This is a genomic window from Neoroseomonas lacus, from assembly GCF_014644535.1.
GTDB lineage: Bacteria > Pseudomonadota > Alphaproteobacteria > Acetobacterales > Acetobacteraceae > Neoroseomonas > Neoroseomonas lacus.
Genome location: NZ_BMKW01000002.1, coordinates 231,975 through 251,865, shown reverse-complemented (window position 1 = coordinate 251,865; position 19,891 = coordinate 231,975). Strand labels below are relative to the sequence as shown.

Sequence of the window (19,891 nt, the reverse complement as noted above, 5' to 3'; positions counted from 1 at the left end):
AGCGCGGCGGGGTGCAAGGTTGGAGGGGCGGCGCTCCTCCGCCCTTACCGTCGCGGCCCACCGAACAACCCGCGCAGCATTTCCTGCGCCGCCCCCTGCAATTCCCGTGGCACGCCCGGCACCACCTCCGGTGCCGAGGGCGCCGGCCCTGCCGCGCCCATGCGCGCGAGTCGCAGCTGCTCGACGCAGGCCCCTGCCGGGTGTCCGCCCGGCAGTTGCCCGCGCAGCCATTCCACCGTCGGGTCGCGCCACAGCCGGTTGGCCACGGTGTCGTCGATCACCTGCACCAGGGCGCGGCCCGGTTCCACGCCGATGCGCGGCGCCGCCAGCGTGCCGCCGATGCCGACCGGCGCACGTACCCGCACGCCGAACAACTGCACATCGGGCAGCAGCCGCGCGGCGATGCGTTCGCTGTGCAGGTTCACCGCCGCCATGCCGGTGACCTCACCGGCCGAGGTCTCGGCCAACAGGGCGCTGGTGGTGGCGACGCCATCCTGGGCACTGACGCGCAGGGCTAGGCAGCGCAGCGCCAGCCCATCCTGCGGCGCACCGGGCAAGAGGAGCGCGACCAGGTCGGGGCCGAGGCGCAGCAGCCCGTGGCGGGCAAGCCGGCCATCCACCATGGCGAGGCCGGCCTCGCCGGTCAGGCTGGCGGCCAGGGCGCGGGTGGTGGCGCCGCGGGCGGTGACCTCGATGGTGACCTGGGCGCGGCCTTCGACGCTGGGGGCTTCGCCCCGGGCCCGACGCAGGGCGCCGAGATCGAGGCCGCGCCCCTCGCTCCGCAAGGTCAGGGCGAGGGCGGGCGGGTTGGCGTGGCGGTCGAGGCGCAACTCGCCCTGCACCGGGCCGCCGGGGCTGGTGACGGTGAGCGGCGCGATGCGCAGAATGTCGTTCTCCTGCGTGATGGCGGCGTGCAGGTCGCGCCAGTCCATGTCCTCGATGCGGATTTGCGTCGCGCGCAGGTCGAGCTGGCCGTGCCAGGTGGCCAGGGCAGCGAGCGGCAGGGCGATGTTCGGGATGACGCGGCGCTCCCCGTCGGCGGCGGGGGGCGGTGCGGCGGGCGCGGGTGGAGTCGCGGGCAGGGCGGGCGGAGGCACGGCCGGGGTGGATGCGGTCTCCGCCGGCGCCGCCGGGACGCGCCGCGCCAGGGCGTCGAGGTCGAGCCGCGCAGCGACCAGCCGCCCGTCGATGCCGAAGGGCTTGCCGGGGGTGAGGCGGATGTCGCCTTCCGCCACCAGGGCGGGCGCATCGATGCGCAGCGCCTCGATGCGCAGGGGGCCGCGCAGGGAACCCTCGGCGGTGATGCGCCCGGCGATGGTGGCGTCCCGCAGCGGCAGCGGGTCCGGCAGCACGGCGGCCAGCGCCAGCATGTCCGGCACCGACAGGCGCAGGTCGAAGGCGGCGCCTTCCAGCCGGCGCGGGCGCTGGATGGTACCAGTCGCCTCGGCCCGCGCGCCGGCGGCCTCGGCCTGCAGGGTGACGCCGAGCGGGGCCTCGGCTGCCCAGGGCAGCAGCGTGCCCGGCCGGTCGAGGCGCAGCGTCGCGGTGAAGGGCAGGCCGGATTGGCTGGCCTCAATGGTCACTTCGGCGGGTTGGTCAAGGCCCGGCGCGGCGAGGTTGAGCCGCGCCAGGCGCAGGCCCGGCCGGTAGGCGGCGAGGTCCACCTCCCCGGCCTGCAGCGTCGCGGCAACCGGGCGCAGGTCGGGGCCGAGCCGCAAGGTCGCGGTGATCGGCGGCAGGGCGGGCGGCAATGCCATGGTGGGGGCGAGGGCGGCGAGCAGCGGGCGCAGCGCGGCGTAGTCGGGGATGGTGGCCTCGAAGCTGATCGCCGCGCCAGGCCGGCCCTGCGCGGTCAGGTGGTTGCCGCCGGTCGAGATGGTGGCGCGGATGGGCGCGGGGTCGTTCGGCACCTCACCGATCAAGGCGAGGGTGGCGCCATGCACGCCGAGCCTTGCGGTGAAGGTCTCCGGCCCGCCGCTGCCCAGGCCCTGCAGCCGCGCCGCCTCAATGGCGACGGTGCCCAGGCGCGGGTCGGGCAGGGTGACGCGGCTGTCGGTGATGTTCACCACGTCGATGGCAAGGCGCCGGCGCGGACGCTCGGCGGCGGGCGGGGCACCGGCGGGGGCGGTCGGCGCGGCGTCACGCGGGGCGGGATGGAAGTCCCAGTTGGGCGTGCCGTCGGGACGCTGTTCCAGCAGGATGTCGGCGCCCTCGACCGCGATGCGGGTGAAGGCGATGTCGCCGCTCAGCAGCGGCCACAGGGCGAGATTCGCCTCCATGTGGCGGATGCGCGCCATATCGGGCCGCGCGCCGCCGGGCAGGTTGGCGAGCGTCGCGTTCTCCACCGTCACGCGCGGCGTCAGGCCGAGGCCGATCGAGACATGGCCGAGCGTGGCGGCGCGGCCGGTCGCGGCCTCGATGGCGGCGAGGATGCGCGGCGTCAACGCCCCGGCATCCAGCGCGTAGGTCAGCGCGGCGATGCCGCCCGCGGCCAGCACCACCACGCCGCCGAGCAGCCCGGCCACCCATTTGATCGCGCGCTTGGCCTGCATCTCAGCGGACTCGCTTGCAGGCCGGCGTGCGCGGCTTGTCGAAGCCGAGGAAGGTGAAGGTGTCCTTCATATGCGGCGGCAGGGGGGCGGCGAGTTCGACGAACCCGCCTTCGGGATGCGGCAGTTTCAGCGCACGGGCATGCAGGTGCAGGGTGCGGTCGCCGAAGCCGTCCGGGTGGGCGGCGGCGCCACCGTATTTGCCGTCGCCGAGGATCGGGCAGGACAGCGCGGTGGCGCAATGGACGCGCAACTGGTGGGTGCGGCCGGTGAGCGGCGTCAGCTCCAGCCAGGCGGCCTGTTTCTGCGCCGTGTCGATGGTCCGGTAGAGCGTGACGGCATGCGTCGCGTCCTTCGCGTCCGAGGCGACGACGCGTTCGCCGTGGCCGCCGGCATGCTTGGCCAGCGGCATGCTGATGCGCCCTTCCAGCGGGTGCGGCCGGCCGACGACGATGGCCCAATAGGTCTTTTGCGTGTCGCGGCCGCGGAAGGCGGCGGCGAGCCTGGAGGCGGCCGCCGGGGTGCGGGCCAGCACCAGCACGCCGGTGGTGTCGCGGTCGAGCCGGTGGACCAGGCGCGGCCGGTCCTCGCTGCCGAAGCGCAGCGCGTCGAGCATGCCGTCGAGGTGCTTGGCGATGCCCGGCCCCCCTTGGACGGCCATGCCCTGCGGCTTGTCGATCGCGATGATGCTGTCGTCGCGGTAGATGACAAGGCGTTCGAGGGCGCTCGCCTCGCGCGGGTCGACCGGCTTGGGTTCGGCCATCGGCGCCTGGCCCTCGGGCATCGGCGGGACGCGGACGACCTGGCCGGGGAGGATGCGGGTATTCGCTTCCACCCGCTTGCCATCCACGCGGATCTGGCCGGAACGCAGCATTTTCTGCAGCGCGCCCTGGGTAAGCAGCGGGAAGTAACGGTGGAACCAGCGGTCGAGGCGGACTTCGCCATCGGAGGCGCGGACGGTGCGATTGGTGACAGGCATGGGTGCTCCATAGCACGACAACGCCGGGGGTGCTGACGGCGCGCCGCGGCGGGCTTATCGTGCCGCTTATGACCCAGACCGCGATCCCCTGCACCCTGATGCGCGGCGGCACCAGCCGCGGCCCGTATTTCCTCGCCTCCGACCTGCCCGACAGCCGGGCAAGCATTGCCGAGGTGCTGCTTGCCGCGATGGGGTCGCCCGATGCACGGCAGATCGACGGGCTGGGCGGCGCGACGACGCTGACCAGCAAGGTGTGCATCGTCTCCCCGGCGGCCGAGGGGGAGAAGCAGCAGGTGGACTACCTGTTCGCCCAGGTGTCGGTGGACAAGGCCTTCGTCGATTTCGGGCCGACCTGCGGCAACATGCTGGCGGGCATCGGCCCCTTCGCGATCGAGAAGGGCCTGGTGCCGGTGGCCGATGGCGAGACCGCCGTGCGCATCCGCGCGGTGAATACCGGCGCGTTGATCGAGGCGGTGGTGCAGACGCCCGGCGGGCGGGTGACCTATGACGGCAACACGGCGATCGCCGGCGTGCCGGGGACCGCCGCACCCATCGTGCTGAACTTCGCCGATGCGGTCGGCGGGGCGACCGGCAGGCTGATGCCGACGGGCAATGCGAAGGATATGATCGAGGGGGTGGAGGTCACCTGCCTCGACGTCTGCATGCCGGTGGTGATCGCCCGCGCGGCCGACCTCGGCAAGACGGCGCGCGAGAGTGCCAAGGAGCTCGACGCCGACAAGGCGTTCATGGCGCGCATCGAGACCATTCGTCGCGCCGCCTCGCTGGCGATGGGCATGGGCGATGCCGAGGGCAAGGTGATGCCGAAATTCGCCATGGTCGCCGAGCCGGCGGGCGGGGCGGGGATCGCGGCGCGCTATTTCACGCCACTCGCCTGCCATGAGGCGATGGCGGTGACCGGGGGCATCTGCATCGCCACCGCCTGCATGCTGCCGGGCACGGTGGCGGACGGGCTGGCGAAGATCGGGCCGCATGAGCGCGAGACGATCGCGCTCGAACATCCGACGGGGCTGATGGAGGCGGTGATCTCGACCCGCCGCAGCGGCAACGAGGCGGTGGAGGTGCTCGGCGGCGGCACGCTGCGCACGGCGCGCAAGCTGATGGCCGGGGAGGTGTTCATCCCGGCGCGGGTGTGGGGCGGCAAGCCTACCGCCTGAACAGCCAGATGCCGGCGAGGCAGAAGGCGCCGCCGAGGATGATCGAGGCCGCGACGTAGCCGGCCGACAGGGCCGGAGAGCGCGACCACAGCATCGTCGCTTCCAGCGAGAAGGCGGAAAAGGTGGTGAAGCCGCCGAGGAAGCCTGTCACCAGCAGCAGCCTCGACCCTCCTTCGACATCGGCGCCGGCAAGCGCGCCGATCAGGAAGCTGCCAAGGGCGTTGACCGCCAGCGTGCCCCAGGGAAAAGCCGGGCCGAGCAGTTCGATCGCGAGCACCGAGGTGACATAGCGCGCCAGCGAACCGGTCGCGCCGCCCGCCGCGACCAGGGTAAGGGAAAGCAATGTGAAACCTTGCATAGGTTGGCCGTCATCGCTCCGCTGTGCCGTTGCCGTTCCATGCCGAGGCTTCTAGCCTCCCGCCGAAGGTGGACAGGGGATCATCCGGAACATGGAAGTCGAAGGTTACAAGAAAACGTTTGCCATGGACCAGGGCGTGATCCTGAGCAACGACCAGAACTTCCAGGCCATGTACGGCGCCCCGCTGACCGACCCAAAACGGAGTGGCATCTGTACCGGCCTGTCGATGATCTGGCTGGCGCGGACCATGACCTTCCCTGACGACAACGCCAAGAAGCGCGAGGCGGCGCTCAACGAAGCCGCCTTCATCTGGGGCGGCAGGACGCAGGACCAGCACCTGGCGCTCGGAGACCCCGGCGGCAGCATGGACAGCTTCTTCCACCATGCCTATGGCGAGCCGCTGCGCGCCTATTCGCTGGTGATTTCACCCAAGAGCACGGTGGAGGTCGATGTCTCCACCTTGGCCGGCGCGGCTGCGAACTTCGCGCCGCACGTCAAGGACAAGGGCACCTATCGGCTGTGGAACATCGGTCTGAAGACGGCCGGCGGTTCGGCCGGGCACATGGTCGCGTCCTATGCCTCGGGCGGGAAGATGGGCTTCTTCCGGCACCTGTATTTCTTCGACCCGAACCTGGGCGAATACAAGATCGACACCGGCGACACCGCGAAGTTCGTGGAGGCCTGGCTCAAGGCCTATGACAACACTTTTCTTGGCGTGCTGTGGCTGGCGTCCTTCGAGGTGGAATACGGCTGACGGGCAAGGGTTGCCCGCATTCAGGCGCCGTCATTCGGCGCCCGGCATCAAGCGACCAGGGAGAACAGACGATGCAGGTGGATGGCTACAAGAAGACGTTCTCGATGGACCAGGGACAGGTCCTCGGCAATGACCAGACGTTTCAGGCGCTCTACAATGCGCCGCTGACGGACGGCAAGCGCGAGGGCATCTGTTCGGGGCTCTCGATGATCTGGCTGGCCCGGCGGATGATGTTCCATGATGAATCCGCCGAGCAGCGCTACCAGGCGCTGTTCACCGGCGCGGGCTTCCGCTGGGGCGGCAAGACGCAGGACGGCATGGGCGGGGTTGTCGGCAGCAATTGGGCCGAATATTTCCAGTCGATGCACGGTGACCAGCTTGCGGTCTACGCGCTGCGGATCATCGCGAAGTCGGTCGTCAATTGCGACCACACCTCGGGCGCCGGGGACGCCTCGGCGATCTGGCCCACGGTCAAGCATTCGGGCGCCTACTGCCTCTATAATATCGGGCTCACCACCGCGTCGGGTCCGGCCGCCCACATGGTGGCTTCCTATGCCTCAGGCGGGACACTCGGCCTGAACCGGCATTTCTACCTGTTCGACCCGAACATGGGCGAGTACCGCATCAGCCTGAGCGACGGTGAGAGCTTCCTCGCCAAATGGGTCGAGGCCTATGAGGCCGCCTTCTCCGGCGTGACGTACTTCTCCGCCTTCGAGGTCGAACGCGGCTGACCTGCCACCAGCATGGGGATCCGGCGATGCGCGCCAGGTTGCACTGTGTTTGAGCCTAGCCTACCGGCTCATCCCGCTCCCTGGTTCCGGAAAGCAGATCCATGGACGTTCGTGGCTATACCAAGACCTTCGACATGAACCAGGGCACGATCCTCGGGAACGACCAGGAGTCCCAGGCGCTGTTAACGCGCGGCTGACCGACGGAAAGCGGCAGGGCATCTGTTGCGGCCTGTCGATGATCTGGGCGGCGCGACGCATGATTTACCACGACGAAACCGCCCGAGCAGCGCAAGCAGGCGCCGGTCAGCCATGGCGGCTTCCGCTTCGGCGGGCGCAGCCAGGACATCATGATGGCCAAGGGCGACGCGGATGGCGGTGTCGAGGACCTGTACCGCGGCTGGTTCGGTGATTCGCTCGCGACGCATGTGCTGCGGATCGTCGGCGGGTCGGTGCTCGACAATCCAAGCCCGGTCTCGATGGACGCGCTTGTCGATGGGGCGAGTTCCTCGGGCGCCTATTGCCTGTACAACATGGGCCTGTCCACGGCGGGCGGCGGCGCGGCGCACATGGTCGCATCCTGCATGTCGCACGGGACGTTCGGGCTCGGGTTCAACCGGCACTTCTACTTCTTCGACCCGAACATGGGCGAATACCGAATCGGGACGGACGACATGCAGCCCTTCCTGCGAGGCGTGATGGACGCCTATGAGAGCAGCTTCCTGGGCGTGAACTATTTCGACCAGTTCCAGGTCGAGCGTGACTGATCAGCGGCGGCGGCGGCGCATCTCCTCCCATCGCGCCATGCGTTCGCCGATCGCGGCCTCCGCCCCGCGATCGGTCGGGCGGTAGAAGGCCTGCCGCGCCATCTCCTCGGGGAAGTAGTTCTGGCCCGAGAAGGCTTCATCCGCATCGTGGTCGTATTCGTAGCCGCTGCCGTAGCCGATCTCCTTCATCAGCTTGGTCGGCGCGTTGAGGATGTGCTTGGGCGGCATCAGCGACCCGGTTTCCTTCGCCGCGCGCATCGCCGCGCCGAAGGCCGTATAGACCGCGTTGGATTTCGGCGCCGTCGCCAGATGCACCACGAGCTGCGCCAGCGCCAATTCGCCCTCGGGCGAGCCCATCCGCTCATAGGTCTCCCAGGCTGCGATGGCGAAGGGCAGCAGGCGTGGGTCGGCCATGCCGATATCCTCGGCGGCGAAGCGCGTCAGGCGGCGGGCGATGTAGCGTGGATCCTCGCCGCCGGTGAGCATGCGGGCGAGCCAGTACAGCGCCGCATCTGGGTCCGAGCCGCGCATCGACTTATGTAGGGCGGAGATGAGGTTGTAGTGCTCCTCCCGATCCTTGTCGTAGAGCGCGGCACGCTTGGCCAGCAGCGTGGAGAGCGCGGCGGCGTCGAGCGGCTTCGTGCGTTCCGGCAGCGCGAAGAGCTGCTCGGCCATGTTGAGTAGGTAGCGGCCATCGCCATCGGCCATGGCGCGCAGCGTGACGCGCGCGTCGGGCAGCAAGGGCAAGGAGCGGCCGGTCTCCTCTTCCGCGCGCGCCAGCAGCAGGTCGAGCGCGGCGTCGTCCAGCCGCTTGAGCACCATCACCTGGCAGCGTGACAGCAGCGCGCCGTTCAGCGCGAAGGACGGATTTTCGGTGGTCGCACCGACCAGCGTGACGGTGCCGTCCTCGACCACCGGCAGGAAGCCGTCCTGCTGGGCGCGGTTGAAGCGGTGGATCTCATCGACGAAGAGCAGCGTGCCCTGGCCGTTCGACTTGCGGGCGCGGGCTTCGTCGAAGGCGCGCTTGAGGTCCGCGACACCCGAGAACACCGCCGACAGCGCGGTGAAACGCAACCCGGCGGCCTCGGCCAGCAGGCGGGCGATGGTGGTCTTGCCGACACCCGGCGGGCCCCACAGGATCAGGGAGGCGAGCGAGCCACGCTCGAGCATGCGGGCGATGGCGCCCTCCGGGCCGAGGAGTTGGTCCTGGCCGACCACCTCCGCCAGCACGCGCGGGCGCAGCCGGTCGGCAAGGGGGCGTGCGGCGTTTCGGGCCTCGGTCGCGGGTTCGTCGGTGGCGCCGAACAGGTCGGGTATTGAGGGCGGGGGGTTGGCCATGCCCGCCATATTGCCCCCGGATCGCCGCGCGATCCATGCAGGCCGCCGGTACACCATGGCGCGCTTCACCGGCAGGGGAACCCCGTCATGGCCCCGGACACCGGTCACGGCCCGGCTGGCTGCCAGGGCGGCACAGGAGCATGTGGCGCGCGGTTGCGTTCACGCCGCCTGGCCCGGCCATTCGCCTCGACAGTCGCGGCGCGGCGGGGCATGAAATTCCCATCACCGGGAGGACAACCACATGTTTCGCCGCGCCCTGCTCGCCGCCACCATCGCCACGCCTGCCCTCGCCCAGGCGCCCTGGACGCCCGTGCGGCCGATCCGCCTGGTCGCGCCGTATCCGCCGGGGGGCGGCGTCGACACCACCTCCCGCCTGCTCGCGACGCCGATGGGGGCCTTTCTCGGTCAGGCGGTGGTGGTTGAGAATCGGGGCGGCGCGGGCGGATCGATCGGCGCGGGGGAGGTCGCCCGCAGCGCGCCGGATGGCCAGACCATCATGATCGACGCCATGGCCCATACGGTGAACCAGTACCTGATCCGGGGCCTGGCCTTCGACTACGCGACGGCCTTCGCGCCGATCAGCCAGGTGGTGGTGCTGCCGCAGATCCTTGCGGTGAACCCGCGCCATTGCCCGGCCAAGACCGTGCCGGAATTCGTCACCTGGGCGCGGAGCCGCACGGGGACGCTGTCCTATGGTTCCTCGGGCAATGCGACCGCGGCGCACCTGGCGGCGGCCATGTTCCTCAACCGTGCTGGGCTCGACATCACCCATGTGCCGTATCGTGGCGGCACCCCGGCCCTGCAGGACCTGCTGGGCGGCAACATCGCCTTCGTGTTCGGCACGGTGTCATCGACGCTGCAGCTAGTGCGCGACGGGCAGTTGGTGGCGCTCGGCGTCACCACGAAGGAGCGCATCGCGCCGCTGCCGGATGTGCAGACCATCGCCGAGCAGGGCTTCGCGGGCTTCGAGCTGAATGAGTGGAACGGCCTTTATGCCCCCGCCGGCACGCCAGCGCCGGTTGTGCAGCGGCTGTATGAAGCGGCGAAGCACGCGCTGGCGGATGAGACGGTCCGCCAGCGGCTGGCGACGCTCGGCGCGCTGCCGATCGGCACCGACCCGGTGGTCTTCGCGCGGTATCTCGAGGAACAGCGGGCGCTGATGGGTCGGCTGGTGCGCGAGGCGCATATCGAGGCGGGTTGAGACGAGGCGTCGCGGCCCGGGGGCGGATCTTCTTGATCCGCGTCAAGGTTGCCGGCCGTGCGGCGCGCCATCCTGGCGTGACCGGAGCGGATCCCGGTCGGGTCAAATCGCCTGATCGGGTGAAGATGCTCGCAAGAACAATAGCCTGGGGCGCAATCCGTGAGCCGGAGCGAACGGAAGCCGCCCTGACGTTGGAGGAAGCCATGCGCGCACGCGACATCATGACCACCGACCCCGTGACGGTGCCGCCGGAGACGCCGCTCGAGGCCGTGGCGGCGCTGATGGCTGAACGGGCCATCTCCGGCCTGCCGGTGGTCGATGCAGCCGGGCAGCTGGTCGGGCTAGTGACGGATGGCGACCTGATGCGGCGCCTCTCGGCCAAGGAGGACAAGCCGGCCTCCTTCTTCGCGGCACTGCTCGGCGCCAATGCGGATCAGGCGATCGCCTATGCCCGCGCGCATGGGCGTCTGGTGCGCGACGTGATGAGCACGGACCTCGCGACGGTCTCCGAGGAGGCGACGGTCGAGGAAGTGGCGCATCTCCTGGAGAGCAGGCGCATCCGTCGCGTGCCGGTGCTGCGCGGCAAGCAGTTGGTGGGCGTCGTCTCGCGTGCCGACCTGTTGCGCGCGGTGATGGCGCCGGTCGCCTCGGGCGCGGCGGAGGATGCCTCCGACCCGCGCATCCGGCGGGAATTATTCGCCCGCATGGCCGCCGAATCCTGGATCAGCACGCGCTTCGTGTTTCCCGCGGTGAAGGATGGCGTCGTCACCTTCCACGGCTTCCTGGGGCAGCAGGCGGCGGTCGCGCTGCGTGTGCTCGCCGAGGGCGTGCCGGGGGTGAAGCAGGTAATCTTCGATACCACACCGCCGCCGGCGATCATGCTCGGCGTGCCGTGACGAGCGCTGGAGGGGCGCCGCCCCTCCAGGCCATGCGTCAGTCGATGCTGAGGTTGAGCCGCGTCACCATCCGCTGTTCATACACCGCCCGTTCGCGGGCGAAGGCCAGGTAGTCCGCCGGGCCGAGATATTCATCCGGCATGTCGTTCTGCGCCATGTAGGCCTGTATGCGGTCGCTCTGCTGCATGCGGTGGAAGGCCTGATGGAGGAACTCGGTCACCTCCGGCTCCATCCCCTTCGGCCCGGCGACGCCGTAGGGCGAGGTCACCACCATGCCGTAGCCGAGTTCGGAGAGCGTCGGCGCATCGGGGAAGGAGCGCAGTCTGGTGCGTGTCCAGACCGCGAGCAGCTTCAATTGCCCGGCCTCGACATTCGGCGCCCAGGAATTGGCGTTGGCGATGCAGTCGAGCTGTCGCGCCAGGATCGCGGTGATGTTCTCCGAGGTCCCGCGATAGGGAACGTGCAGCATCTGCACGCCTTCCTTCTCGCACAGTTCCTCCATCGCCAGGTGGTTGGTGGTGGCGACGCCCGAGGTTCCGTAGGTGAGCGCCCCGGGCCGGGCGCGGGCGGCCGCCCACATGTCGGCCAGCGAGTTCCAGCCCGAGGCCGGGTGCACCACATGGCCGAATACGAAGCCGGTCTGCTGCATGATGTAGGTGAAGTCGTTGACCGGGTCCCAGCTCGGCTGCTTGGTCAGGAAGGGATAGCGGATCACCGAAAGATGATGATGCGCGATGGTGTAGCCATCGGGCCTGGTGCCCGAGAGCAGCGCGCGCGCCGCCAGCGTGCCGCGCGCGCCGGGCCGATTCTCGACGATCAGCGGCTGGCCGAATTCCTGCTGGAACATCTCGCCCTGCAGGCGGATGAAGCCGTCGAGCACGCCACCCGGCGCCCAGGGGATGAGGAAGCGGACCGGGCGGTTGGGGAACCGCCCCTGGCCGAGCGAAGGCCGCGCCAGCAGCGGCAGCGCCGCGCCGGCGAGCAGGAGGCGTCGCTGGATCATGGCGCGCCGCTCAGCCGTCGAGGCTCAGATTCAGGCGCCGTACCATCGCCTTCTCGTATTCGGTCCGCTCGGCGATGAAGGCGCGGTAGGTCTGGGTGTCCTGATAGACGAGCGGCATGTCGAAGCGCGACCGCACTTCGGTGTTCTCCGGCGTCATGAGAGCGTCCTTCATGACGTCGTGCAGGACGCGGACGACGCCTTCATCCATCCCCTTCGGGCCACTGACGCCATAGGGCGAGGTCACGGTCAGGTCGTAGCCAAGTTCCACCAGCGTCGGCACGGTGGGGAAGCGGCGCACCCGCTCGGCGGTCCAGACCGACAAGGCGCGCATCTGGTTGTTCTCGACGAAAGGCGCCCAGGTCGAGCTGTCGCAGACCATGTCCACCTGGCCGGCGAGCACCGCGGTGACGGCTTCGTTGGAGCCGCGATAGGGGACGTGGGTGAGTTGCACGCCGTCCTTTTCCTGGATGGTCTCCATCGCCAGATGGTTGGTGGTGCCGATGCCCGAGGTGGTGAAGGTCAGCTTGCCCGGATTGGCGCGGGCATAGGCGATCATCTGCGGCCAGGTCTGGAACGGGCTGTCGGCCTTCACGGCGCAGCCGAACAGCCAGCCGGTCATGCCGATGATGTGGGTGAAATCCGCCACCGGGTCCCATTGCGGGGTCCGCATCATCCAGGGGCGGCGCAGCACCGAGAGGTGCATCTGGGTGAGAGTGTAGCCATCGGGGCGGCCCTGCTGGGCGACCGAGAGCGGGCCCAGCGTGCCGCCGGCGCCCGGCCGGTTCTGAATCACCACAGGCTGGCCGATGGCGCGGCCCGCGAGGTCGCCGATCGAGCGCAACTGCACATCGGCCGACCCGCCGGCCGGCCAGGGCACCACGAGCTGGATGGGCCGGTCCGGATAGCGCCCCTGGGCCCGGGCGATGGCCGGCATGGCGATTGTGGCCGCGCCGGACAGGACCAGCAGGCGGCGCGTCATGGGGACGGCGCGGGATTCCCGGTCGTTCATTGGATTGTCTTCCTCCTCCGGGCGGCGCATCTGATGGCGCCGGCCCACACGGAAAGCAGGATAAGCAAGGCCCGGCACGGCACCCAAGGCTTTTCCGAGCCTTGATCCCGCAGCGCGGGAGGGGCAGTTTCCGCCCGCCTCAACGGAACCCCGAGCGCAGGACACCAGTTCATGCCCGAAACTTTCGATGTCATCGTCATCGGCGCCGGCCCTGGTGGCTATGTCTGCGCCATTCGCGCGGCCCAGCTCGGGCTGAGGGTCGCCTGCGTCGAGAAGCGCGAGACGCTCGGCGGCACCTGTCTCAACATCGGCTGCATCCCGTCCAAGGCGCTGCTGCATTCCTCCGAGGTGTTCGAGGAGACGACGCACCACTTGGCCGAGCAGGGCATCATCGTCGGTCAGGTCGGGCTGGACCTCGCCAAGATGCAGGTGCGCAAGGGCGAGGTCGTCTCGGCCAACGTCAAGGGCGTCGAGTTCCTGTTCAAGAAGAACAAGGTCACCTGGCTGAAGGGCGAGGGGCGCATTGTCGCGCCCCCCGGGCGCGCGGACCAGGAAACGCCGGGCGTGGTGAACGTCGCCGGCACCGACTACGCGGCGAAGAGCATCGTCATCGCGACTGGTTCGGAATCCACCCCGCTGCGCGGCGTCGAGGTCGATGAGAAGCGCATCGTCACCTCGACCGGCGCTCTGGAACTGGCCGAGGTGCCGAAGTCGATGGTGGTGATCGGCGGCGGCGTCATTGGGTTGGAACTGGGTTCGGTCTGGCGGCGCCTCGGTGCCGAGGTGACGGTGGTCGAATTCCTTGACGGCATCCTGCCCGGCATGGATGGCGAGGTGCGCAAGCAGTTCGAGCGCCTGCTGACCAAGCAGGGCTTCAAGTTCCGCCTGAAGTCGAAGGTGACCAGCGCGGTCGCTGACGACACGGGCGTGACGCTGAAGGTGCAGCCCGCCGCGGGTGGCGAGGCGGAGGAACTGCGCGCCGATGTCGTGCTGCTGGCGATCGGCCGGCGGCCCTATGTCGAGGCGCTCGGCCTCGACGCCGTGGGGGTGGCGCTGGATGAGCGCGGGCGCGTGAAGACCGATGCGCATTTTGCCACCAGCATCCCGGGCATCTACGCGATCGGCGACGCCATCACCGGCGCGATGCTGGCCCACAAGGCCGAGGATGAAGGCTATGCGCTGGCCGAAATGCTGGTCGGGCAGAAGCCGCACATCAATTACGATGCCATTCCGGGTGTCGTTTACACGTGGCCGGAAGTCGCCGCCGTCGGCGCGACCGAGGAAGCCCTGAAGGCCGCTGGCGTGGCCTACAAGGTCGGCAAATTCCCCTTCACGGCCAATGGCCGCGCGCGGGCGATGGGGGCGACCGATGGCTTCGTGAAGATCCTCGCCGACAAGGCGACGGACAAGGTGCTCGGCGCGCATATCATCGGGCCGGATGCCGGGACGCTGATCGCCGAGGTCGCGCTGGCCATCGAGTTCGGCGCGAGCGCCGAGGATGTGGCGCGGACCAGCCACGCGCATCCGTCGCTGAACGAGGCGGTGAAGGAAGCGGCGCTCGCGGCGTGGGACAAGGCGGTGCATATCTGAGAGGGCGCGCCGGAGAGGGGCTTTGCCCCTCTCCTCACCTTGGCGGCGGAGCCGCCAAGCCCACCAAAGGCCTAAGAGACCGTTTGAAGAGCCCAGCACCGGCCCGCACCCCCACCCGGCCACCCATTCCAGATACTGACGTGGGTGGCCGGGTGGGGGTGCGGGCCGGTGCTGGACTTCAAAATGCGCCCCCTGGCGCATTTTCAAACGGTCTCTGAGGTCCTTTGGACACCACTATCTGGCGCCGGGCGCTGCTGACAGACTCAGCGCCGAGACCCGCCCTTGCGCACGGCGCACGCGACGCCGAAGCAGCGAACCCGCCCCGCCCAGCACCAGAATGCGGCTTTCCCAATGACACTGTCAGTTGGGGGGTGGTTGGAGAGGCATATCCACTCATTCCGAACATGCCTTCATCCGTCATGACGGCGGGCCTTCCCGAGGGCGACAGTCCGATTGCAGGTTCAAGTGTGGACCCGCAACCGACGATCCCAATACGTGGCGCTCACAATCTGAGCGCCGCCCTGTTCCGCCTGTTCGTGCCTACGGTGAGGTTCAGGGTTGAAATGCTGCGGGGATTGGAAGCGCGAGCAGAACTACTTGCGCACAATGGTACTGGCACGAAGGCGCGCGCCCGATGCCTGGGCCGCGAGTGCGACCCCGATGCAGGAGGCGACCACCGCGGTCACGGTCGGCGCGTCCGGCACCTCGCCGAGCAGCGCGAACCCACCAGCGCAGGCCGCACCGGGGCTGAGGCTGCCGAAGGCGGCGGCCTGCGACACGCCCAACCGCTGAACCGCCGCGGCGAAGGCCACCGGGGCAAGGATCCCGGAGGCAAGGCCCTGGAACGCCGCCTGCAATGCAATGTCATGCAGTGGCACCCCTCCCATGCCGGGCTCCATTGCCAGGAGGTAGAACGGGCCCAGCACGACCACGGAGCCGACACTGACGAAGGCTGCCGCCTCCCACGCGCCGATGCCGCTGCGCCGCAGCGCGATCGTGTATCCTGCCGCCAACAAGGCAGCCAGGAGCAGGAGCAGATAGCCCGGCCAGCGCGCCTCGGCGCCATCTGCGATCGAAGGCATGACGACCGCCGCGACCGATCCGCCGATCAGCACCAGCCCGGCTACGCGCAGCATGCTGATCCGCTCACCCATCGCCATGGAGACCAGCGCCACGCAAAGCGGCACGGTCCCCGGCAGCAGCGCCCCCGCCTCGGCGGCGCCGGCGACGCGCAGGCCGTTGCCGGCAACGAGCACGAAGGGCGCGCCGCCGCCGGCAAGCAAAAGCGCAAGGTGCCATACGGGGACCTGGCGCAGCCGTGGCCAGGCACGGCGCAGCACGGGCAACAGCAGCAGCGCCGGGCCGATGAAGCGCAGCATCGCGATGTCCATCGGATCGAGCGGCACCTCGCCCGAGACGCCGAGGCGCGTCACGGCGAGCGCGCCACCCCAGATCGCCGACGCGGCGAGCCCAGCGACGACGCCGAAAGATGAATGCGTATTGGTCATGTCGGATGCCTCCGGTCTTGCCGGCGGCGGGCGACGCTTGCGCGTCAGTCCCGCCACCAGGGCTTGGCGGCCTCCGCCGCGGCGATGTCCCGTGAAATGCCGATGTCCTTCAGCAACCGGGCATCCATCTCGAGCAGCAGCTTCCGCCCCCGGGCGCGCTCCCGGATGAGAGCGAAGCCGTCGATCAGCGTTCCGATGGTGGTCATGGCATGCGTTCCTTCCATTCCTTGCCGCCGGCAGGAGCGTCGTGCGGCCCATGGACTGTGCGTCGGGGCGCTGCGGCGCGCTTGGCGCCGCGCTTGCCGGGCGCTGGAGATTTCCTTGTGGATTCGGCGATCCGCGTGACCTAGCGCACTCGGTTGTTGAGCCGGGCCGTGCGAGTAGCGGATACTCATCGTCTCGCGGCATCGCCGCGGGTCTCGCCTGATGCCGGGGCGTCATCCGTCCCATGGCGGTTGCTTGCGGGGAGGATGGCCATGCCTCTGACCTTCGCCGGGCACGAAGTTGATCTGCGCCGGCAGGAATTGCGTCGTGGTGGTGACCGCGTGCATGTGGAGCCGCAGGTTTTCGACCTGCTGGTTCACCTGTTGCGCCATCGCGACCGGGTGGTGAGCAAGGACGAACTGCTCGACGAGATCTGGAACGGGCGCATCGTCTCCGAGGCGGCCCTGAGCAGCCGCATCAATGCCGCGCGCAAGGCCGTGGGCGACGATGGTGAACGGCAGACCCTGATCAAGACCATCCACAAGCGCGGCTTCCGGTTCGTGGGCGAAGTCGTCGACCTGCCCGAGGAGCCGGTTCCCGAACCGGCGCCGGCGCCGGCGCCGGAGGCCCCTGCCGAAGAACCGTCGCGCCGGCCCTCCGTCGTCGTGCTGCCCTTCGCCAATCTCAGCGCCGAGCCCGATACCGACTATTTCAGCTATGGCCTGACGGAAGATGTCATTCGCCTGCTTGCACGGCATCGCTGGATGGATGTGCTGAGCCGCCACACCGCGGCCGCCTTTCGCGACCGGGACGTGGATCCGCGCGAGATCGGCGCAACCTTCGGGGTGCGATACCTGGTGCATGGCAGCGTCTCCAAGCGCGGCGACCATGTGCGGCTCGCGGCCGACCTCGTTTCCTGCGAGAGCGGGCGGCAGCTCTGGTCCGAGTCCTATGATCTGGCTCTTGCCGACATGCTCGACGTGCAGCGCGCCATGTCCGAGCAGATCGCCGCAGCGATCGAACCCGAGCTCGCACGGCTTGAACGCGAGTCGGCTGCGCGACGCCCGCCGGTCAATCTTGGCGCCTGGGACTGCTACCAGCGCGGGTTGTTCCATCTGTGGGGCTTCACCCAGCCAGGCATGGCCGAGGCGGAGGCGATGTTCCGCCGCGCCATCGCGCTGGACCCGACCTTCGCGCGCGCCCATGGCGGGCTGGCCTATGTGCTGCTGCAGGAGGCTGTGGTGGATGGCCCTGCGGAGCGTCGGGTTCGGATCGAGGAAGCGTTGCGCGCGAGCCGCAACGCCGTTTCACTCGACAACCAGGATTGCATGAATCTTTGCGTGCTGGGTCGTGTCCATGCGTTCCGCCACGATTACGAGGAGGCGATCGCGCTGCTTGTCGAGGCCGTGGCGCTCAATCCAAGTTTCGCGCAGGCGCATTACGCGTTGGGCTGCACCATGATCTGGAGCGGCCGGCCGCGGGACGGGATCGTGCATATCGATCGCGCCGTGGAACTCAGCCCGCGCGACCCGCATCTGTCGAGTTTTCATGCAGCGCGCGCTCTCGCGCATATCGATCTCGGCGAACTGGACGAAGCGGTGGACGACGCCCGCCGCGCGACGCGGGTGCCGAACGCCAAATCCTGGCCGCACATGATGCTGACCGCATCACTCGGGCTGCTCGGGCGGGAGGAGGAGGCGGGCCGCGCGCTGTCGAGGCTGCTGGAGAAGGCGCCGGGCTACACCCTCAGCGCCGCCCGCGCGGATTTCTTCTTCTGTGCGGATGAGACGCTGATCGAACGCTGCCTCGAGGGCCTGCGGCGGGCGGGCCTCGACGATGGCCCGCCCGTCGCGGCCGGCGCCTAGCCGGGCGGAAAGAGCAGGGCCAACTCGTCGATCCAGGACAGTGCTTCGTGCTTCCTGTCACGCTCCGACATCGCCCTGCCGGCTATGTGAAGGGTCCATTCAGGGCCCGTCCGGCGCGGCGTGGCGGTCTTCAAGGCGTCGGTGGTGTTCATGGTTGTTCTCCTCGCTTCCATGCCCGATCCGGTGATGGCGGGCCGGGTGGAAGTCTCGCGGCTTGGCCGTCGCATCGCTTGAAGAATGGCTTGCGGCGACATGGAGATGGCGTGGGCATTAGAACGACTTGCGTTCGCCTCTGCTCACGCCAGGCGCCCTGGCCTCTTGTTCGGGCGAGCAACTTCATGCGCCTGCGAGATTCCACCCAGGCGCGATCCGCTCTATGCGGGGGGCCGCAGAGGCGCGGTCCAGGTCACGGCGGTGCCGGTCAGGCAAGCCTCGCCTGCCGCATTGCGGACGGAGGTGGCCAGGGTGCAGATCGGCTTGTCGTCCCGCACGCTCAACACCTCGACGCGCGCGGTGATGGTCTCGCCGACATGCACCGCCTTCACGAAGCGCCATTCGACGCCGAGGAAAACACTGCCCGGGCCCGGCAGGTCCTCCGCCACCACGGCGTTGAGCAGGCCCGAGGTGACGCCGCCCTGCACGATCAGGCCGCCGAAGGGCGACGCGGCGGCGAGTGCCGCATCGTAATGCAGCGGGTTGCGGTCGCCGGTGATCGCGGTGAATGCCTCGACATCGGCCATGGTGGTGCGGCGCGTGCGCTCGGCCGCCTGGCGCGGACTCGGCCTGCCGGCGATGGTGCGGGACCAGGCGTCGCTCATGACACCGCCTCCATCGCCAGCGCTGCTACCTCGCGCTTCATCGCCTGGTTGAGCGCGCGATGGAGTTCCTTCGCCTGGTCCAGCGTCCAGCCATAGCCGGCGATCTCATCCGTGACGCGGAACAGCGGCAGCGAGAGATCGTCGCGCTGCTCGGCGAAGCGGGCGAGGGCGGCATCACTGCCCTCAGCGGCGGCATCGGCGAGAAGCGCGGCATCGCGCAGTGCATCGGTGATGCCATGGGCGGTGATCGGGTCCTTGAAGTACCCGGCATCGCCGATCAGCGCCCAGCCTGGCCCGGTGGGGCGGCGCAGGTAACCCTTGCGGCCGGCGAAGGCGTGCGGCTCGCCATCCGGCTCCAGCGCGGTGAGATCTTCTGCCAGCGCCGGCGCCACGGTCGCCAGCGCGCGCCGCAGCGCCGCGAGACGGTCGCCTTGCATCTCCGTGCGGAAACGTGCTCGCGGCACCGAGACGAAAATGCAGTGCCGCCCTGCATTGGTCGGGATGCGTCCCGCGCTGACGCCGGGCGCATAATGCCAATGCGTGCCGGTATCGGTCAGTCCGGCCACATAGGCGTAGAGGCATGTCGCGGCATGGCGCGCTGCTTGCGTCACCGTTGCGCCGGCGAGACGCGCGACGGTGGATCCGGCGCCGTCCGCACCGACCACGAGGCCGGCCGCGATGACGTGTTCGCGCCCCGCGTCATCGACCACCACGGCGCCGCTGACGCGGCCGGTTGCGTCGCGCAGCAGCGATGCGAGCGTCTGGTGATGCCGGATCTCCGCGCCAGCCTGCCAGGCGGCATCCACCAGCGTGCTGTCGAGCAACGTCCGGCGCGGCGCATACAGCGCATCGATCCCGTCGCCCGGACGCAGGTCGACCGGAATGGCCTCCGCGCCGTAGTGGAAGGTCGTGCGGCGGATTGGCGGCGTGCCGGCCTCGATCAGGTGCGGTAGCAGGCCCCAGCGGGCGAGCAGCATCACGCCGCCGCGCATCAGCGCATGGGTCGACAGCGTGTCGGACCCATAGGCGCCGCGATCAACGGCGAGCACGCGCATGCCGTGCCGCGCCATCAGCATCGCTGCGGCGGCGCCGGCGCAGCGCGCGCCGACGACCAGGACATCGAAGCGTTCCATCGGCTTCATGGCATTC

General features: G+C 69.5%; 19 protein-coding genes. 8 read left to right on the top strand and 11 right to left on the bottom strand.

Going from position 1 to position 19,891, the window contains the following annotated elements:
• Positions 1-44 precede the first annotated feature (44 nt).
• Both IEY36_RS04570 and IEY36_RS04565 read right to left on the bottom strand, forming a co-directional pair.
• The gene (locus tag IEY36_RS04570) at positions 45-2,552 is read right to left on the bottom strand and encodes an AsmA family protein (RefSeq protein ID WP_188965747.1); all 2,508 of its coding nucleotides are present in this window, start codon (positions 2,550-2,552) and stop codon (positions 45-47) included.
• Position 2,553: 1 nt separating this feature from the next.
• A complete protein-coding gene (locus tag IEY36_RS04565) occupies positions 2,554-3,528 on the bottom strand; it encodes an RluA family pseudouridine synthase (protein WP_188965746.1) in 975 nt (324 codons plus the stop codon).
• Between the two features lie 68 nt (positions 3,529-3,596).
• Between IEY36_RS04565 and IEY36_RS04560 the strand changes: the two genes are divergently transcribed.
• A complete protein-coding gene (locus IEY36_RS04560) occupies positions 3,597-4,703 on the top strand; it encodes a 4-oxalomesaconate tautomerase (protein WP_188966101.1) in 1,107 nt (368 codons plus the stop codon).
• On the opposite strand, the gene IEY36_RS04555 is transcribed toward IEY36_RS04560, so the two are convergent.
• Positions 4,693-5,061 (bottom strand): fluoride efflux transporter FluC, encoded by a 369-nt coding sequence (locus IEY36_RS04555; RefSeq protein ID WP_229681124.1) that lies wholly within the window; start codon positions 5,059-5,061, stop codon positions 4,693-4,695. The two genes, IEY36_RS04560 and IEY36_RS04555, sit on opposite strands and share 11 nt — an antisense overlap.
• 124 nt (positions 5,062-5,185) lie before the next feature.
• On the opposite strand from IEY36_RS04555, the gene IEY36_RS04550 reads away from it, so the two are divergent.
• From IEY36_RS04550 to IEY36_RS04540, 3 genes are all read left to right on the top strand, one after another.
• Positions 5,186-5,815, top strand: a complete 630-nt coding sequence (locus IEY36_RS04550; protein WP_188965745.1) for a YopT-type cysteine protease domain-containing protein — start codon at positions 5,186-5,188, stop codon at positions 5,813-5,815.
• Positions 5,816-5,886: 71 nt separating this feature from the next.
• Positions 5,887-6,546, top strand: coding sequence for a hypothetical protein (locus tag IEY36_RS04545; RefSeq protein ID WP_188965744.1), 660 nt, complete (start codon positions 5,887-5,889; stop codon positions 6,544-6,546).
• 347 nt (positions 6,547-6,893) lie between these two features.
• On the top strand, positions 6,894-7,310 hold the full coding sequence (locus IEY36_RS04540) for a hypothetical protein (RefSeq protein ID WP_188965743.1): 417 nt from the start codon (positions 6,894-6,896) through the stop codon (positions 7,308-7,310).
• Here IEY36_RS04540 and IEY36_RS04535 read toward each other — a convergent pair whose 3' ends face one another.
• Entirely contained in the window at positions 7,311-8,657 is a 1,347-nt protein-coding gene (locus IEY36_RS04535) for a replication-associated recombination protein A (RefSeq protein WP_229681121.1), read from the bottom strand.
• A gap of 232 nt (positions 8,658-8,889) precedes the next feature.
• On the opposite strand from IEY36_RS04535, the gene IEY36_RS04530 reads away from it, so the two are divergent.
• Positions 8,890-9,849 (top strand): Bug family tripartite tricarboxylate transporter substrate binding protein, encoded by a 960-nt coding sequence (locus tag IEY36_RS04530; protein WP_188965741.1) that lies wholly within the window; start codon positions 8,890-8,892, stop codon positions 9,847-9,849.
• A gap of 203 nt (positions 9,850-10,052) precedes the next feature.
• Complete coding sequence (locus IEY36_RS04525) at positions 10,053-10,745, top strand: CBS domain-containing protein (RefSeq protein WP_188965740.1); 693 nt, start codon at positions 10,053-10,055, stop codon at positions 10,743-10,745.
• 37 nt (positions 10,746-10,782) lie between these two features.
• On the opposite strand, the gene IEY36_RS04520 is transcribed toward IEY36_RS04525, so the two are convergent.
• Both IEY36_RS04520 and IEY36_RS04515 read right to left on the bottom strand, forming a co-directional pair.
• Positions 10,783-11,748, bottom strand: a complete 966-nt coding sequence (locus IEY36_RS04520; RefSeq protein ID WP_188965739.1) for a tripartite tricarboxylate transporter substrate binding protein — start codon at positions 11,746-11,748, stop codon at positions 10,783-10,785.
• Between the two features lie 10 nt (positions 11,749-11,758).
• On the bottom strand, positions 11,759-12,757 hold the full coding sequence (locus IEY36_RS04515) for a tripartite tricarboxylate transporter substrate binding protein (protein ID WP_188965738.1): 999 nt from the start codon (positions 12,755-12,757) through the stop codon (positions 11,759-11,761).
• Positions 12,758-12,928: 171 nt separating this feature from the next.
• On the opposite strand from IEY36_RS04515, the gene lpdA reads away from it, so the two are divergent.
• On the top strand, positions 12,929-14,347 hold the full coding sequence (gene lpdA / locus IEY36_RS04510; RefSeq protein WP_188965737.1) for a dihydrolipoyl dehydrogenase: 1,419 nt from the start codon (positions 12,929-12,931) through the stop codon (positions 14,345-14,347).
• A 593-nt stretch (positions 14,348-14,940) separates the two neighbouring features.
• On the opposite strand, the gene IEY36_RS04505 is transcribed toward lpdA, so the two are convergent.
• Together IEY36_RS04505 and IEY36_RS04500 are read right to left on the bottom strand one after the other, a co-directional pair.
• Positions 14,941-15,855 (bottom strand): DMT family transporter, encoded by a 915-nt coding sequence (locus IEY36_RS04505; RefSeq protein ID WP_188965736.1) that lies wholly within the window; start codon positions 15,853-15,855, stop codon positions 14,941-14,943.
• Positions 15,856-15,899: 44 nt separating this feature from the next.
• Complete coding sequence (locus IEY36_RS04500) at positions 15,900-16,061, bottom strand: DUF1127 domain-containing protein (RefSeq protein WP_229681118.1); 162 nt, start codon at positions 16,059-16,061, stop codon at positions 15,900-15,902.
• A gap of 270 nt (positions 16,062-16,331) precedes the next feature.
• Between IEY36_RS04500 and IEY36_RS04495 the strand changes: the two genes are divergently transcribed.
• Positions 16,332-17,924, top strand: a complete 1,593-nt coding sequence (locus IEY36_RS04495) for a winged helix-turn-helix domain-containing tetratricopeptide repeat protein (protein WP_188965734.1) — start codon at positions 16,332-16,334, stop codon at positions 17,922-17,924.
• Here the strand turns inward: IEY36_RS04495 and IEY36_RS04490 are convergent.
• The 3 genes from IEY36_RS04490 to IEY36_RS04480 form a co-directional block, all read right to left on the bottom strand.
• Entirely contained in the window at positions 17,921-18,076 is a 156-nt protein-coding gene (locus IEY36_RS04490; RefSeq protein WP_188965733.1) for a hypothetical protein, read from the bottom strand. The genes IEY36_RS04495 and IEY36_RS04490 overlap by 4 nt on opposite strands.
• Positions 18,077-18,298: 222 nt before the next feature.
• Positions 18,299-18,742, bottom strand: coding sequence for a MaoC family dehydratase (locus IEY36_RS04485; RefSeq protein ID WP_188965732.1), 444 nt, complete (start codon positions 18,740-18,742; stop codon positions 18,299-18,301).
• Positions 18,739-19,884 carry an NAD(P)/FAD-dependent oxidoreductase gene (locus IEY36_RS04480; RefSeq protein WP_229681116.1) on the bottom strand — a complete coding sequence of 382 codons (1,146 nt, stop codon included), beginning with the start codon at positions 19,882-19,884 and terminating at the stop codon, positions 18,739-18,741. The genes IEY36_RS04485 and IEY36_RS04480 overlap by 4 nt, the downstream gene beginning before the upstream one ends.
• Between the last annotated feature and the right edge of the window lie 7 nt (positions 19,885-19,891).